This window comes from Spirosoma utsteinense, assembly GCF_014282275.1.
Lineage (GTDB): Bacteria > Bacteroidota > Bacteroidia > Cytophagales > Spirosomataceae > Spirosoma > Spirosoma utsteinense.
Genome location: NZ_VFIA01000037.1, coordinates 1 through 16732, shown reverse-complemented (window position 1 = coordinate 16732; position 16732 = coordinate 1). Strand labels below are relative to the sequence as shown.

Here is a 16732-nt window from a genome sequence, read left to right as displayed (position 1 = left end):
CTTGTTGCTGAGAGAAATGGGTGATCAGGCTAGATCGAGCGCTATAATTTCGTGATCGAGAATGCGGGGGACGCTCACCGTTACGACACCGTCTTTGAGATCGACCGGAAGGGTTTGCCCGCTCATCAGCAGCTTGACTGCGGTGGCTTTTGCGCCTGCAGGAACCCGAATGCCAACCTGAGCGGCCACTGGGATCAACTCCCGGAACGGTCCTTTCATCATCATTGGATTCGTCAGGTTGACAAGGTGGACCGTCATCGATTTAGCCTGTCGCCACACGGTCACGTCGATAACACCCGGACCGGCTACATCAACGATGGGTTTTTCGTCGAGCGCCCAACGGAAAACGTTGCCAAGCAGTTGTCCATGGTCGGTGTTCAGCAGTTGCCAGAACGAGCGGTCCAGGTCGCCGGGAATGTAGGCTACCCGGCCTTTACCTACCTGGCGCAGGTAAAGCTCGCGCGTATCCGTCGTCATAACGCGGGGGTAGACGTCTTCCATGGGCAGATCCGGATAGGTAGGGATAAGGGTAATCGGGCTGGGAAAAGTGGTCGTAGGTTTTACCCGGGCCCTGTAAATGGTGTTGATGATGCGGGGTGTATCATCCAGCCCCTCCAAGATCCCGGTTGTCAGCTTGTTTTTAGCATCGGGACGAAGCTGCAAATAACTGTTCCGCAGGGGACCTTCAACCGGCTGATCAACCGAGACACCGAATAGGCTGGACAGTCCAAAATCGGGGCGGGGTTTGCCGTCCTGATCGTAGAGCGATGTTTCGAAGGTAGCCACGATGCTTCCGCCATTGGCAACGAAGGCCTGTATCTGCTGGCACTGAACATCGGAGAGGGCCGCAATATTCGGCAGGATCAGCAATTTGAACTGCGCCAGACGGTCGGGTGTCAGCAGGCGGTCGTTCACCATATCGAACGGAATCCGACTTTCCACGAGCGCATGGTACATCCCATCCAGGTGATCGGCACTTTTTTGCTGCCAGGGTTTCCCGCCATAATTTCGATCGGTCTGTTCCGAGTACATGACACCGACGCGGGCCATGGGGGCGGTGTTTCGCAGGTAGGCCTCGTTCCTGTGATACCCTTCATAGAGTTTGGCTACGGCTTCCATCCAGCGTTTGTCGTAGATGTCGCCCCCAAACTTGACGAAACAGGGACGCATGCCATTGGCGGTGCCTTCGGCCACCCAGATCCGGATTTCAGCATCGTTCTGTACCGAGTCTTTCCAGCGGAATTCTTCCTCGATGCCGACACTGAATATGCCGATCAGCGGTTTCAGCCCCAGGGTTGCGCGCAGTTCCTTCGCCCCTTTCCCGTTGGACCAGGGGGCCGTAAGCCCCCGCCGGGCCTGCTGGTCGGCAAAGAAAAGATCGGCTTCCTTCCCCGTCAGCACCTTGTCAGGAAAACCGTTGGGGATGAACCGGGAGGCTGGGCGCTGCTTTCTGATCTCCGAGTCCCAAAGGGCCCACAATTCGCGCAGCCGCTTCATACGCCAGTCGGCCCACTGTCGATAGGTAGGGTCCAGCTTGTCGATCTGGCGGGGGAGTGCCTGCCCGGACGCCGTTTTGAACTGCTGCTGGCAGTGCTGGCAGTAACAGATGTCGTGACCCGCCCACCGGTTTGAAAAAATACCCTCCGGCTGATAACGCTCCATGATCTCGTGGTTCACCCGGGTCATGAACTCGAAATTGTAAGGGCCAAGCGCGCAGGTTACCCATAAATCAGGATTGGCCCAGTGACGGCGTTTCTGGCCATCGGCTGTCACCGCAATCCAGTCGGGATGGGCGTCGTATACAGTCTGGCGAACGGCATGGGGGTCGGTACGAAGCATGATCTTCATGCCCTGTTTCTTGCAGCCTTCCACCAGGTAACCCAGCGTGTCGGCATCGCCCAGAAAATCGCTTCGGTGGTGGAGTGGGATGGTCGTTGGGTAAAATGCCACGACACCCCCGGCGCTCAGCAGCGCGCCATCGGCATGAATGCGTTTGAAATAAGCAAGCCAGAAGTCCGGGTCGTAGTGGCCGGGGTCCCGTTCAACGAAAGCCAGCTGTGCCCACCGCATGGGACCGTCCAGCCAGAACGGTTCACTAGTTGCCGGAGGATATACGGGTCCGGTAGCCGCTACCAACGCCGACGAACCGGTAAGTGTGATGGTGCTGCCAATCAATCCTGTGGTCTTAATGAACGCTCGTCTTTCCATACGTGCCACAAAAGCACAGGAAACCTGTTTAATACCGCTTTGGGATTAGTTTGCCCGTTTCCCGGGTTTCAGGTGATTATAGACTGTATATCAACCAGCAAAATGCGCCTACCAGCAATCCCTGCATTGCCCGGAACGGGTCCGGATCGACTCCGGGTATGCTTAACCGACAGCGTCATGTCCGGTTCCGGCAAAGCGATATAGATAGGGCGCTTTGTGGGGAGTACCCGCCCGCCGTTCAGAAAGTCGTTCGAGGGTGCCCGAAGCCATAACCTTTTTGTAGAAATTACGGGCGTCGAGGGGATAGCCTAAAATGGTTTCGTGCAGCCGCTGAAGTTCGGGTATCGTAAATGTTTCGGGTAACAGATGGCTGATTGGCTGATCGGTAAGTTGTTTCCGAAGCGACTGAATAGCCACGTCGATGATGTGGTTGTGATCGAAGAGGAGGGAGGGGATCTCATTCAGGGGCCACCACCGGCACTCGTCGGTCAGGAAATCAGGGGAAGGAACAACTTTTGAATGCTCTACCAGCGCATAGTACCCCAGCGATATTGTCCGTTCCGACCACTTGATGTGTTGAAGGGGTATGGTTGTTTTCCGCCAGGTCTCTTCCTGGTCGTAGCGGGTAGCCTCACCGAAAACGTGAAACTGCTGAAGGTAAAGTTTGTCCAGCCCTGTCCGTTCCTGCATAACCCGCTGAGCGGCCTCATCTACCGATTCTTTCTTTTTTATGAACCCGCCCGGCAGACTCCATTCGTTGGTTCCTTTCCAGCGCAGGAGCAAAACATTCAGCTGATTCTGGTGAAAGCCGAAGATTACCCCATCGATGGATAGGTAATGAATACACTCGTCAGAGACTTGCTGGTAATAACGAACGGCCGGATTGTTATAATCGATCATATAATTCTGCAAAAAATTCGGTAAGCCTTCTGTGGCGGCAAATCTTTACGTACTTTTGACGTAAAGGTAATCGAGCTTGTTACTATCTCTCTTTTGCCTTTCTATCTAGTATCGTCACAATCACCACAAAACTACCTGTTCGTCAATGATTCTTTCTCGTTTACTTGCCTTCGCTGGTCTGTTAACGTTGCCACTATCAGCCTTCTGCGCCAAAGTCGATACGCTCGATGTACCCAGCGCGGCTATGAAGCGGAGCATGCGGGCTGCTGTCATTGTCCCTGATTCGTATCAGTCGGCCAGTTCGATAAAAGCAAAGACAGCTTATCCGGTGCTTTACCTGCTCCACGGGGGCGGTGGGCAGTTTAGCGACTGGCTTACCCAAACGCCGGATAAGAAACTGCTTCATAAGCTGGCCGACCAGTATAATCTGATCATTGTAACCCCCGAAGGTGATCGACTGAGCGCGTACCTGGATAGTCCGATTTTGAAAGATAACCTGTTCGAAACATACATCGTTAAGGAAGTCATCCAAAAAATTGACAACACGTATCGGACCATCCATGACCGCAAAGGTCGGATTATTACCGGACTCAGCATGGGCGGGCACGGGGCGCTGTACCTGGCTGCGCGCAATCCCGCCCTGTTTTGTGCCGCAGGAAGTATGAGTGGTGCTCTGGATCTGAACACGGCAAACTGGCGCATAACCCCGGAGTTTGCCACACAAATAGAGCCCGGCTTTACACGGATTCTGGGGCCTCGGGGAGCAATGCCCGATTTGTATGCCGCTAACTCCGTCGTCAATATGACCGAAACCATTAAAGCCAGTGGGTTGAAACTGATTATAGACTGTGGTGTCGACGATTTCCTGATTGAACCCAACCGCGAACTCCACCGCCGGCTGGTCTACTCCAAAATCGATCACGACTACACCGAACGGCCCGGTGGCCACACCTGGGATTACTGGCAGAATTCGTTGCCGAACCATATCCTGTTCTTCTCCAATGTGCTTAAAGCCAACGGTACTGTTTCCCAATAAATGATGAGCAAACACGCTGGCAAATTTCTCCTGATCAGTCTGGTCTGGCTGTTTTCGTTCCAGGTCTATGCGGCCAGCGTCGACACGCTGGACGTACCCAGTGCGGCTATGAACCGGACGCTGCGCGCGGCCGTCGTGCTGCCGGAGCGCTACCATAAAAGTAAAAAACGGAAAGCTGCCCCATCCTATCCGGTATTATACCTGCTCCACGGCGGCTCCGGTAGTTTTCGGGACTGGCTCACAAAAACACCTGACAAAACCCTGCTACAGCGGTTAGCCGACCAGTATAACGTAATCATCGTTACGCCCGACGGGGACCCAACAAGCTACTATTTCGATAGTCCGCTGATTAAAACCAGCCAGTTCGAAACCTTTATCGCCAACGAACTGATCGATAAAATCGACAACACCTACCGTACCGTTCGCGACCGGAAAGGGCGGGTAATTGCGGGTTTGTCGATGGGAGGGCATGGCGCGATGTTTATTTCGAGTCGGCACCCCGACCGCTATGCCGCTGCCGGTAGTATGAGTGGCGTGATGAATATCAACACCTCGACCTGGAAAGTGGCGGCTGATTTCGCCAAACTGCGGATGGAGAATTTTGGCCGGTTGCTGGGTCCTGTTAAAGAAGGGGAGGCTCCCTATCCGGGCTACACGATGGTAACACTAGCCGATACATTGAAAGCGAACAACCTGCCTCTCATCTTCGACATTGGCGTAGACGATTTCCTGATCGAGACGAACCGTGATCTGCACCGTCGGCTACTGGGCAACAAAACGCCCCACGATTACATCGAACGGCCGGGTGGGCATACGTGGGACTACTGGGAGAACGCATTACCCTACCAGTTGCTGTTTTTTAGCAAGATTTTGAAAGCAAACGGAGTAGCTATTCCTTAACTGCCCTCATGAAAACAACCCTACTGTTCCTGGGCACCGCCCTGTTCCTGGCTTCGGCGATTCTTTCCTTCACACCCGCTTTACGTGATCCGGCTCCCCTGAAAGTCAGTGGCGGTCTGGTATCGGGCACCCTTAACAAGGACGGAGATATTCAGATTTTTCGCGGTATACCCTTTGCGTCCCCGCCCGTTGGTGCCCTGCGCTGGAAGGCACCCCAGGCGGTCAGGTCGTGGTCTGGTGTGCGGAAATGCGATGCCTTCGGGCCCAGTCCGATGCAGGCTGAACCGGCCGCCTTCAGTATGTGGAGCGACGAGTTTCTCATTCCCAAAGGACCGATCAGCGAAGACTGCCTGTACCTGAACGTGTGGAGCAAGCATCAGCCATCATCGGGCAAGGCAAAGATGCCGGTGCTGGTATGGATTTACGGGGGCGGATTTTCGAGTGGAGGCAGTGGTGTTCCTATCTACGATGGCGAAGCACTGGCGAAGAAGGGTGTCGTTTTTGTCAGCGTCAACTACCGCGTCGGGCCGTTTGGCTTCTTCGCCCATCCCGAACTGACCAGTGAGTCGGGCAAAGGGGCATCGGGGAATTATGGATTGATGGATCAGGTAGCAGGCCTGCAGTGGGTGAAACAAAATATAGCGGCTTTTGGTGGAGATCCCGCCAATGTGACTATTGCGGGACAATCGGCCGGGTCGATGAGTGTGAATTGCCTGGTTGCTTCGCCACTGGCGAGAAATCTGTTTACTAAAGCCATTGCCGAGAGTGGAGCCAGTTTTCTCAACCCACAGCCCAGCCTTCAGCAGGCCGAAGCCAGCGGCCTGACCGTCATGAAGTCGTTGGGAGCTGCATCCCTGTCTGAATTGAGAGCATTGCCTGCCGACGACATCCTGCAAAAAGCGAAAGGCATGCGTGGCCCCATTGTCGATGGCTATGTACTGCCCGAAACGATAGCCAGCCTTTTTGCGGCCCGGAAACAGAATGACATAACCCTGCTGACGGGCTGGAATCAAAACGAAGGACTCATGGCCGGTCCCCTGAAAAATGCCGCCGATTACCGGAAACAGATGGAGCAACAGTACGGTGCCGACGCATCGACGTTTCTGTCGCACTACCCGGCTACTACCGAGGCTGAAGCCGTTGTGTCCCAACAGAATCTGTCGCGGGATATGATCTTTGGGGCGCAGAATTATACCTGGGCCAACGTGCAGAGCAGCCAGGGAAAAAAGGCCTTTGTCTATCGCTTTACCCGGAAACTACCCGCTACGGGTGAGTATGCTCAATACGGTGCTTTCCACACCGGCGAAGTCGCTTATGCGTATGACAACTTGCGGTTCATCGATCATAAGCTGCGGCCCCTGAACCAGACAGACGAGGAACTAGCCCGGATCATGTCGGCCTACTGGGCAAATTTCATCAAAACGGGCGATCCCAATGGGGCTGGTTTGCCAAAATGGCCAGTCTACGGAACGAAGGAGAAACAGATTATGATGCTGGGCGACAAGGCTGAGGCCGAGCCCCTTCCCGATGCGGCCTCGCTGGATTTCCTCACGGCCAAACTCAAAAAACAATAACCAATTACCTCAATAACCAACCAACGCTGCATTTCTATGAAATCGAATACCATTTTGTTCGGGTTGAGTGTGCTGTTTTTACCAGCACTAGCCCTTGGGCAAACCCAAAAAGCGGCCGTAACGCCAATTATGGCCGGCAAGAGTATAGCCACCGTACCCACCGAGTCGGGACAGGTTCGGGGATATATTCACAACGGAACCTTCACCTTCAAAGGGATTCCTTACGCAAAAGCCAATCGGTTCGAAGCGCCTACCAAGCCGGACTCCTGGACGGGTGTACGCAGTTCGATGACCTACGGGCCCGTTTGCCCAATGGACGTGACGACATCCACGAATGACGAGTTCGAGTTCCCCTTTCATCACGACTGGGGCTACACCAATGAAAATTGCCTGAGCCTCAACGTGTGGACGCCCCAGCTGACGGCGGCTCAGAAAAGACCCGTCATGGTATGGTTGCATGGGGGCGGGTTTACGGGTGGATCGTCGGTCGAATTACCGTCTTACGATGGTGAAAACCTGACCAAAAAGGGCGATGTGGTGGTCGTGACGGTCAATCATCGGCTCAACGTGCTCGGTTTTCTGGACTTGTCGGCCTATGGCGATAAATACAAAAATTCGCCCAACGCGGGTCTGATGGATCTCGTGTCGGCCCTGCAATGGGTCAAACAGAATATCGATCAGTTCGGGGGCGATCCCAATAACGTAACCATCTTTGGTCAGTCGGGTGGGGGTGCTAAAGTTACCAGCCTCATGAACGCGCCATCGGCCAAAGGACTCTTCCATAAGGCTATCGTACAGAGTGGGAGCTACCTGACGAGTTTTACAGAAAGTGATCTGGCGAAAAAAGTAAGCGCGGCCCTGCTGGCCGAACTGAATCTTCAACCCAGTCAGGTCGACTCGCTGCAAAAGATCTCGTACGAGCGGCTGAACGAAGCAGGTAAAAAAGCCCTGCGTAAAGTAGGGGAAAGCATGAAAGCCGAAGGCCGTCCTACTTTCGGCCTGGGCTGGGGGCCCATTCACGATGGTACGTTCCTGCCCTATCAGCTAACGGAGCCTGCTGCCATGGCGTTATCGAAAAATATTCCCCTACTGGTGGGGTCGACAAAAAACGAGTTTGCCCCATTCATGCCCGGCACACGCGACCTGTCGATGGACGCTGCCAAAGCAAATTTGCAGAAGAAATACGGCGACAAAACCGAAGCGTATCTGGCCGCGGTGAAGAAAGCCTACCCGGAAACCGTGAAACCGTCGGACTATATCGATTTCGATATCATGTTCCGGACGGGTACCATCCGGCAGGCTGGTCAAAAGGCAGTTGCGGGTGCGGCTCCGGTATATGCTTACCTGTTTAGCTGGCAGTCGCCGGTGCTGGATGGAGCTTATAAATCCATGCACTGTATGGAGTTGCCCTTTGTGTTCGACAACATCAGCCGGTGTGAGGAAATGACAGGGGGCGGCAAAGAGGCCCACACGCTGGCCGATAAAATGAGCCGTGCCTGGATCGCGTTTGCCCGGACCGGCAACCCAAACCATAAAGGGTTACCTACCTGGCCGGTATACACCGCCGAAACAGGATCGACGATGATCTTCGACACGGTGAACCAGGTAAAAAAGCACCACGACAAGGAGTTGCTGGAGATCGCCAGCGGAAAGCCGTTGTAGGTAACCCAGCTTTTCGTACACCAAACCGGCCCGTTGTTCTACCAGACAACGGGCCGGTTTGGTGTTCAGGCGTTGTGATCAGAGCCCCGCCGACGCTGGTGTTTATGCCGGTATGCGGCCCTGAACAACCGGCATCGACGCCGTTGGTAGCCGGGGAAGAACCAGCCGGGCGAAATACTCCGCTTCTTCGATCAGGGGGTAGCCCGAAAAAATAAATGCCCGAATACCCATGTCCATGTACCGGTTGATCTTTTCAACGATCTGGTCGGCGCTGCCAACGAGCGCACCGCCCGCCCCCGACCGGGCTTTGCCAATATCGGTCCAGAGGAGCGGCTCTACATAACCATCCATATCGGCTTCCAGTCGTAGTTCGTTTTGCCGCTTAACGCCCAGCGACCAGGCACTTTGCGACGCATTTTTGAGGGCCGCTCCCCGCACAGGATCAAATTTAGACATCAGCCGGTTCGACCAGGCACGGGCTTCGGCCTCTGTCTCCCGTACAACCAGGTGTATCCGAAGGCCAAAATCGATGGTTCGCCCATACCGGGCCGCCCGCTCGGAAACGTCCTGTATCGTGGCAAACAGCATTTCTTCCGTTTCGGGCCACATCAGGAACACGTCGCAGTAGCGGGCGCATACATCCCGCGCGCCATCCGATGTCCCCCCGAAATAAAGCAGTGGCCCCCCATTCTGCTGAAAAGGTTTGACGGGTCCTGTATCCAGACTGATTTTACCGTAAACAGGTCCGTCGTGCTCGATGCGGTCGCTTGTCCAGGCCTGTTTCAGGATCTGGATGGTTTCGGCGCAGCGCTGGTAGCGGAAGTCGGCCTCTTCGCGGTAGCCGGGCAGGTCGGAGTTGATAATGTTGATGGTCAGCCGGCCTTTGAGCATGTGGTCGAGGGAGGCCAGCGTGCGGGCCAGCATAGGCGGATGGAGTTCGCCACAGCGGATAGCCGTGAGGAGGCTGATCTGCTGCAAATCGGGGGCGACACCCCCGGCAAACGGAATAACCTCCTGACCCACCATATACGATGTTGGCAGGAGCAAATTATTAAAACCCAGCCGGTCGGCGGTCAGGGCTATTGAACGGCAGTGCTCGAAGGTACTGAGGGTCGGGTCCCGAACACTCAGAAATTCGGTATCCTCTCCGCACAGGTCAGAAAACCACGACACTTCGCAAATGCGCTGGGGCGTTCGGACGGATGCTGATTGAATAGGGGAATGAAGCATGATAAGTAATTTAACTGATTCAGGAGATAAGGAGCCCGTGGAAAGTGATATCGGCACCCCTTTTTCTCTCATACCGACACAATCAGGATGGCCGTTGCCGACGGTTCATGAGCGCAAAAATAATGAATCCAACACCCCCGGCTATGGCCACATCCCGTGCTTCACGGCCCGAGCTATTACTCAGCAACCAGATGCATAGCAACACCGCCAGTCCTGAAATCAACCGGCCTCCAATGAGTTTGAACCGGGCCGGCGGCACGTCAGACCGAGCCCGGAGGACCGGCACGGCTGCGCTGGTAAGCGCAAAATAGGCGAGTCGGATCAGCGTACTCAGCGTCAGGGCATATAGGAAGGTGCCCGTTATGGCCAGAACCAGTTGAAGGGTGGCTGTTATGAAAATAGCTAGTGCCGGTGTCCGAAAACGCGGATGCGTCTTGGCCAGCCAGCCGGGAAGTTGTTTCTGTTCGGCCATGGCAAACAGGAGCCGTGGCCCGGTCAGCATCAGGGCGTGAAGGGTGCCCAGCGCTGTCAGCAGCGCCACAACGGTAATGAACACCGCCCCGGCAGGTCCCATAAACTGCCGGGCAGCATCGGCCAGTGGCCGTTCCGACCGGGCCAGATCGGGAAGCGTGCCGATACAGACGATTTGTACCGCAATGAACAGCAGGGCTACCGTTCCAATGGCCACCAGCAGCGAAAGCGGTACCGTTCGCTGGGGTTGCTGGACTTCGCCCGACGGGATGGTGGCCACGTCGAAGCCCGAGAAGGTGAAAATGAGCAGCAAAACGGCTTGTGAAAACGGAGAATAGGCCGGTAGGGGAGGTAATGAGAAGGCTGCTGTATCGATAAAAAACAAGCCAGCTACGGCAAACAGGCCAATAACCAGAAGCTTACTGACCGTGAAGATGGTATTGATCCGTGCCGACCGCTGCACGCCAATGTAATTCAGTAACGCCAGGCTGGCCACCAGTGCTACCATCAGGCCGATGCGCTCCCAGCCACCGGCCAGCTGGGGCCGGAGGAGTGAGGCATAATTAACGAACAGATTGCAGATAGACGCAAAGGCCGCAATGCGGGAGAGCCAGAACAACCAGCCGACCTCAAAGCCAATCAATGGTCCAAAAGCGACGCGGGCGTAGAGGTAAGGGCCTCCCGTTTCGCTGAACCGGCTGCTCACTTCGGCAAAACACAGGATGATCAGTGTCACGACGAGCGCGCTCATCCCATAAGCTAGCAGGCTCCAGGTCCCGACCAGCGTATACAGCTTGGCCGGTAGGCCCAGGATTCCCGCGCCAATGGTAATATTGATGATGAGCGCGATGAAGTCGAACCGCCCGATGCCACGCAGCAGGGTAGGGGATGAATTGGTGGTGTGTGCCAATCTCTAGTTCTGTTTGCTGGCCGATGCCGCGCTGAACTTGGTACCAAAAAAGTCGCCGGGATTCCAGATGGGACGGGCATTGTCCTGAGCCGTGAGATACCCAATCAGAAATTGTAGCTGCACATGCCGGGCGGCCGCTGTCCAGTCGAAAGGCTGGTTCATGTCGTCTTTCGGGGTATGGTAAACGGTGGCGCGCCAGTCGAGGTTTAGCTGGGTGCCGTCGCGGTCGTCGCCGGTGGTAGAGCCGCTTTTGATGTAGATGGCCGGAATGCCCTGACGGACGAAACTGAAATGGTCGGAGCGCATAAATACGGATTGCTCCGGAATGGGGTCCTTCACGATCTTGACCCCGACAAACTGAGCGGCTGCCTCAACCGCCCCTTTCATACTCGAATGTTCGGAACCGTAGGGAACGATGTCGAGGAGCGGGTGAAAGAAAAACGGCATGTCCAGACACAGGTTGGCTACAATTTTCTCTTTCGGAACGGTTGGGTTACTGGCAAAATAGTCGGAGCCGAGCAAGCCCATTTCCTCGCCGGTTACGGCTACGAACAGGATGGACCGTCGCGGGTGTTTAGGCAACGACGCAAACAGGCGGGCCGCTTCCAGGTTGATAGCCACCCCTGATGCGTTGTCATGTGCGCCGTTATTGATCGAGTCGCCTTTGACGGGGCGGGTAATCCCCAGGTGATCGAGGTGCGACACGTAAACGACATATTCATCCTTCAGCTTCGGGTCGGAACCGTGCAGCAAGCCAACGAGGTTCTGCCCCACGAGCCCGTCATTCAGATCGGTTTGTGTACGGGCCCGTACCGACAACGGCAGCGGAAACGCCTGAGGCTGGCTCTGATTGGCCGCTTTGCGGGCTTCTTCAAAGGATTTTGTCGCCCCGTCGAACAACGATCGGGCGGTGGAGTCACCCAGCGAAGCAACCACTTTCAGTTGCGGAAACGTCCGTTGAGCCTTTCCGCTGGCATTCGTCCATCGGTAGATAGGCAGGCGGTTGCGTGGCGAATTCGATTCGATGCGGGCGCGGACGTCGGTGGGCAGGCTGAAGGTGATCAGACCGACCGCCCCGCGTAACGCGGCCACCTCTGCTTTAGCCGACCCGGAATAGGCTCGCTGGTTCGATGGAAAGGCCGCCGGAGCACCGTTGAAACAGGCTACTATTTTTCCGCGAACGTCGATACCGGCATAGTCGTCGTAGCCCAGTTCAGGAGCCGATACGCCAAAACCGACAAACACGACCGGAGCCGATACCTCGCTGGTGGGCTGGCCGAAATTAGGGGTGAAGGTGTAGTTTTTCCCGTAGGTAAGGTCGAGGTCGACGCCATCCCGGATAAGCGTCATCGTACTGCCTTCCTCGCGAACCTGTGCCCGACGGAGTGGAACGGCCTGCCGGTAGGTCTGCCCCGCTGATGTTGTTACGCCTGGTTTGAATCCCAGCGTTTTGAATTGCTTTTCAACATACTGAGCGGCCATCTCGAAACCCGGAGTGCCGGGTTTACGTCCCTGGAGTTTGTCGTCGGCCAGGTAACGCATGTGAGCTTCGATGGCTTCGGGCCGGACGCTGCGGGCCGTGGTCTGGGCTTCGGCGGAGATAGTCGGTATATCCGATGGCTTTGATTGAGCGAAAAGTGGATTAATTACGACTGAAAAAAAAGCTGAGGTAAGGGGCACTAAAAGTCGATGAAGAAACATTGGAGGCTGTTTTTTTAAAAAGGATTTCATACCGGTTGGTTTCCCGTCAGGCAATTTAGCCGGTTTGTGGCATAGAAACTGTTCAGGCGTTTAGAGTATAGGATGAATTTTATCTAATCAACCGGCGTGAGTATCCTGGACGGCCACGTCCGGGCAAGAAAAATCAAGTTACACCCGGACGTGGCCGTCCAGGATACACCCGGCCGGCTGTTGCCGTACAGGGTCACAATCGTTTAGGATTGTTCAATGCCGGGGACACAGGTAAGTAACCAGTGCAGCCTGTAAACAAATGCGCTGCACAGTAAGTAGAAAAGCCGTTTTATCCCCTATATTACTGGTAGTAAACGCCGGTAAGGGCGCAGGTCAATTACTGCGTTTTCGGACCTGACCCATTGACCCGATAATTGATTTTGAAACCTGTATTTCGCATGAAAAAATTTAGTACAACCTTACTAAAACCTGGAAAATTAGTCTGGTATTCCGCGCTGGTAATCACACCCATTCTGGTGCTGGTTGGCTTTCAGGATGATCCAATTGGTAAACGAATAAAACGGATGGCCCCCGAAAAAGCGGCCGCGCTGGCGAAGTCGATCGAGACGCTGGTAACACCCGAGCTGGCCGAAGGACTTTCGCTGAAGCTGTGGGGTGTCGACTCGCTGGTGGCCGATCCGATCGCGATCGATATCGATGATATGGGCCGGATTTATTATACCCGTACCAACCGGCAAAAGAACTCCGAATTTGACATTCGGAGTCATCAGGATTGGGAAATCGAATCGAACCACCTGCAAACGATCGAAGACAAACGGGCTTTCCTGCACCGTGTTCTGTCGCCCGCTAACAGCAAGAAAAACGAATGGCTGAAAGATATGAACGGCGATGGCTCCCACGACTGGCGCGATATGACCGTTGAGAAAGAGCAGGTCTTTCGGCTTGAAGATACCTCCGGCGATGGCGTCGCCGATGTATCGCAAGAGGTGGTCAACGATTTTCACGACGAGGTGACCGACGTAGCCGGGGGCGTTCTGGTAGACGGCAACGATCTGTATGTAGCGGTTGCGCCCGACCTGTGGCGGATGCGGGATAAGAACGGCGACGGTATCGCCGACAAGAAAACATCCCTGTCACATGGGTATGGTGTGCATGTCGGCTTTGGCGGTCATGGTATGTCGGGGGTCGAAATGGGTCCTGACGGTAAAATCTACTGGCAGATCGGCGACATTGGGTTCAATGGCAAAACCCCCGACGGGAAGAAGCTGGATTATGCCAACAGCGGTGTCATCGTTCGGTCGAACCCGGATGGCAGTGACTTTGAAGTGTTTGCACACGGCGTCCGGAATACGCACGAATTTGTGTTCGATGAATATGCGAACCTGATCAGCGAAGACAACGATGGCGACCACCCCGGCGAGAAAGAACGGCTGGTGTACATTGTCAATGGTTCGGATACGGGCTGGCGCAGCAACTGGCAGTACGGTAAATACCGCGACCCGAACAACAACCCGTATAAAGTCTGGATGGACGAAGGGATGTACAAACCCCGCTTTGAGGGGCAGGCGGCTTACTTTACGCCTACCCTGGCCAATTTCGTAAGTGGTCCGTCGGGTATGCTTTATAATCCGGGCACGGCGCTGAGTCCCGCCTACCGGAACATGTTCTTCATTGCGGAATTCGTTGGAAGTCCGGCCCGCTCAGGTATCCATGCGTTCAAGCTTAAATCCAAAGGCGCGTCGTTCGAACTGGGTGAACAGAAAAAAATACTGGGTAACGTGCTGGCCACCGGCATCGACTTTGGCCCCGACGGAGCCATGTATGTTGCTGACTGGATCAACGGATGGGACGCCAAAGATTATGGCCGTATCTGGAAGCTGGATGATAAAGCGGGCAATGTTTCGGCCGAACGCCAGCTAACAAAAAAATTGCTGGCGCAGAAATTTACCAGCAATACAGAGAATGAGCTGGGCGACTACCTGAAGAATCCGGATATGCGGGTTCGGCAAAAGGCCCAGTTCGAACTGGTGAAACGGGGTGCCAAAGGGGCCGCGGTGTTCTCGACCAGTCTGCGGCAGACAGACAACCAGCTGGCGCGGGTACATAGCATCTGGGGGATCAGCCAGCTGGCCAGAAAGGATAAAAAGAACGCACAACTCCTGATGCCGTTGCTGAAGGATACCGATCCCGAAATTCGGGCGCAGGCGGCTAAATGGCTGGGCGACATTCGCTACAAGGAAGCGGGCTCTGCGCTGGTTCCCCTCCTGAAAGACCGCAACGCACGTGCCCAGTTTTTTGCTGCTGAAGCACTGGGCCGTATTGCCTACGAACCCGCTATCCAGCCAATTATCGAGTTGCTGGCCGCCAACAACGACGAGGACGCTTTTATTCGCCATGCGGGGAGTCTGGCGCTGGCGCGAATCGGTAAGGCCGAACCGGTCGTGGCGTTAGCCAAACACCCATCCAAAGGCGTACGAATTGCCGCGGTCGTCGCACTACGGCGCATGAGCGACCCCGGGATAACGGCTTTCCTGGCCGACAGCGATGAGTTTGTGGTAACTGAAGCCGCCCGGGCTATCAATGATGATCATTCCATTCCCGCAGCGCTGCCTGCTCTGGGGACCGTACTGGTAACGACGCGCTTTACGAATGAACCGCTGATTCGCCGGGCCATCAACGCCAACCTGCGGGTTGGAACGCCCGAAGCAATGAAGCAGCTGATTGCCTATGCCAACAAGGAAGGTAGTCCGGTTGCCATGCGGGCCGAAGCCATGGATGCCCTCAGTACCTGGGCCAAACCGTCGGTGCTGGACCGGGTCGATGGTCGGTACCGGCGGGAGATCGTTCGGGACCCGGTTGCGCTCAAAAGCAGCGTGGCCGGTACGTACATCAAGCTGCTGTCTCACTCAGAACGGCCATTGCGGATGAGTGCAGTGAAAGCGGTGAGCAAACTTAAACTGACACAGGCCGAAGATGAGCTTTTCGGCCGGTTGAAGAATGATACGGACGTCAGTGTGCGGGTAGAAGCCCTGCGGGCACTGGCCGCGCTGAACTCGAAGGAAATTGGTAAGGCAATCGAACAGGCGCTGTCTGACAGTGAGAAGAACGTACGGGTTGCTGCGCTCGATCTGGTTGGTAAAACGGCGATGGCTAAAGACAAAATGGTCTCCCTGCTGTCGGACGTGATCAACACCCGTACCACCGAAGAAAAACAAGCCGCCCTGCTGACCCTGGGGACGCTGCCGATCAAGAATACCCAGCCCGTTTTCGATCAGTTGCTGGCAAAAATGGCGGCTCGAACGCTGCCCGCCGAGATTGGTCTGGAACTGGAAGAAGCGGTTGCCAGTACACACTCGGCCCCATTGATAGCCCGCCACAAAGCCATCAGCGGTAAACTGTCGCCCGATGATCTGCTGGCTTCTTACCAGGGAAGTCTGTCGGGGGGAGAACCCGAGCAGGGCCGGCGGATTTTCTTTCGTCACCAGACCGCGCAGTGCATCCGGTGCCACTCCTACGATGACCTGGGCGGCAACGCCGGTCCCCGCCTGAACGGTGTGGCCAGCCGATTATCGCACGAGCAGTTGCTGGAGGCTGTCATTAACCCAAGTGCCCGGCTTGCCCCGGGTTTCGGATCGGCTACGCTGGAATTGAAAGACGGCAAAATCGTGAGCGGGATCGTCCAGAATGAAACAGCCACGGAGGTAATCATGAAAGTGGGCGACCAGCCGGATGCTGTCATTCGAAAGGATCAGATCAGCAAACGGACCAATGCTCCTTCCAGTATGCCTGATATGAAGTACCTGCTGACGAAACGGGAAATACGGGATGTAGTCAGCTTCCTGTCTACGCTGAAAGACGAGAGAGAGTCGAGCAAAAAGTAATCGAGAAACATGAGTCATCCCGAATTTTAACGAATCGTTATACTTCGGGAAAACCTTACCCAAAAAGCGGCCTGGTTCCGGCACATCTGCGGGGGCGTGGCATTGGGTCAGGGAACGTATTGTCTGGGTCGATCTCCAGCCTTGGTCAGCTAGCCCAGTAAGGGCGACCTGTCAATAGCTGTTAGCGCTCCTATCCTGTCTAAAGCGCCGTAGGTGCGACCTAACTGAACTGGATTAGGTCGCACCTACGGCGCTTTACGGGCCTACC

10 protein-coding genes are annotated in these 16732 nt (G+C 55.3%); 5 read left to right on the top strand and 5 right to left on the bottom strand.

Annotation, left to right across the window (positions count from 1 at the left end; translation table 11 throughout):
• Positions 1 to 24: 24 nt before the first annotated feature.
• Positions 25 to 2208: an alpha-amylase family protein gene (locus FH603_RS22250; protein WP_186740152.1), complete on the bottom strand. Its 2184-nt coding sequence runs from the start codon at positions 2206 to 2208 to the stop codon at positions 25 to 27.
• 162 nt (positions 2209 to 2370) lie between these two features.
• Entirely contained in the window at positions 2371 to 3108 is a 738-nt protein-coding gene (locus FH603_RS22245; RefSeq protein WP_186740150.1) for an NUDIX hydrolase, read from the bottom strand.
• Between the two features lie 145 nt (positions 3109 to 3253).
• On the opposite strand from FH603_RS22245, the gene FH603_RS22240 reads away from it, so the two are divergent.
• Genes FH603_RS22240 through FH603_RS22225 form a run of 4 tightly spaced genes read left to right on the top strand, consistent with a single transcriptional unit; the run spans position 3254 to position 8280 of the window.
• Positions 3254 to 4144 carry an alpha/beta hydrolase gene (locus tag FH603_RS22240; RefSeq protein WP_186740147.1) on the top strand — a complete coding sequence of 297 codons (891 nt, stop codon included), beginning with the start codon at positions 3254 to 3256 and terminating at the stop codon, positions 4142 to 4144.
• The gene (locus FH603_RS22235; protein WP_186740145.1) at positions 4145 to 5044 is read left to right on the top strand and encodes an alpha/beta hydrolase; all 900 of its coding nucleotides are present in this window, start codon (positions 4145 to 4147) and stop codon (positions 5042 to 5044) included.
• Positions 5045 to 5052: 8 nt separating this feature from the next.
• Positions 5053 to 6618, top strand: coding sequence for a carboxylesterase/lipase family protein (locus FH603_RS22230; RefSeq protein ID WP_186740143.1), 1566 nt, complete (start codon positions 5053 to 5055; stop codon positions 6616 to 6618).
• Positions 6619 to 6654: 36 nt separating this feature from the next.
• Entirely contained in the window at positions 6655 to 8280 is a 1626-nt protein-coding gene (locus tag FH603_RS22225) for a carboxylesterase/lipase family protein (protein ID WP_186740141.1), read from the top strand.
• Between the two features lie 102 nt (positions 8281 to 8382).
• Here the strand turns inward: FH603_RS22225 and FH603_RS22220 are convergent, their stop codons facing one another.
• From FH603_RS22220 to FH603_RS22210, 3 genes are all read right to left on the bottom strand, one after another.
• Positions 8383 to 9510 carry an LLM class flavin-dependent oxidoreductase gene (locus FH603_RS22220; RefSeq protein ID WP_186740139.1) on the bottom strand — a complete coding sequence of 376 codons (1128 nt, stop codon included), beginning with the start codon at positions 9508 to 9510 and terminating at the stop codon, positions 8383 to 8385.
• 82 nt (positions 9511 to 9592) lie between these two features.
• A complete protein-coding gene (locus FH603_RS22215) occupies positions 9593 to 10891 on the bottom strand; it encodes an APC family permease (RefSeq protein WP_186740137.1) in 1299 nt (432 codons plus the stop codon).
• A 3-nt stretch (positions 10892 to 10894) separates the two neighbouring features.
• Positions 10895 to 12592, bottom strand: coding sequence for a M28 family metallopeptidase (locus FH603_RS22210; protein ID WP_186740135.1), 1698 nt, complete (start codon positions 12590 to 12592; stop codon positions 10895 to 10897).
• 428 nt (positions 12593 to 13020) lie between these two features.
• Between FH603_RS22210 and FH603_RS22205 the strand changes: the two genes are divergently transcribed.
• The gene (locus tag FH603_RS22205) at positions 13021 to 16464 is read left to right on the top strand and encodes a HEAT repeat domain-containing protein (protein ID WP_186740132.1); all 3444 of its coding nucleotides are present in this window, start codon (positions 13021 to 13023) and stop codon (positions 16462 to 16464) included.
• The last annotated feature ends 268 nt before the right edge of the window (positions 16465 to 16732 follow it).

What these genes read in the sequence shown, in the direction of transcription:
- FH603_RS22220 (WP_186740139.1), bottom strand. Translation starts at nt 9,510, where the DNA reads ATGCTTCATTCCCCTATTCAATCAGCATCCGTCCGAACGCCCCAGCGC.
- FH603_RS22245 (WP_186740150.1), bottom strand. Translation starts at nt 3,108, where the DNA reads ATGATCGATTATAACAATCCGGCCGTTCGTTATTACCAGCAAGTCTCT.
- FH603_RS22250 (WP_186740152.1), bottom strand. Translation starts at nt 2,208, where the DNA reads ATGGAAAGACGAGCGTTCATTAAGACCACAGGATTGATTGGCAGCACC.
- FH603_RS22205 (WP_186740132.1), top strand. Translation starts at nt 13,021, where the DNA reads ATGAAAAAATTTAGTACAACCTTACTAAAACCTGGAAAATTAGTCTGG.
- FH603_RS22210 (WP_186740135.1), bottom strand. Translation starts at nt 12,592, where the DNA reads ATGTTTCTTCATCGACTTTTAGTGCCCCTTACCTCAGCTTTTTTTTCA.
- FH603_RS22240 (WP_186740147.1), top strand. Translation starts at nt 3,254, where the DNA reads ATGATTCTTTCTCGTTTACTTGCCTTCGCTGGTCTGTTAACGTTGCCA.
- FH603_RS22235 (WP_186740145.1), top strand. Translation starts at nt 4,145, where the DNA reads ATGATGAGCAAACACGCTGGCAAATTTCTCCTGATCAGTCTGGTCTGG.
- FH603_RS22225 (WP_186740141.1), top strand. Translation starts at nt 6,655, where the DNA reads ATGAAATCGAATACCATTTTGTTCGGGTTGAGTGTGCTGTTTTTACCA.
- FH603_RS22230 (WP_186740143.1), top strand. Translation starts at nt 5,053, where the DNA reads ATGAAAACAACCCTACTGTTCCTGGGCACCGCCCTGTTCCTGGCTTCG.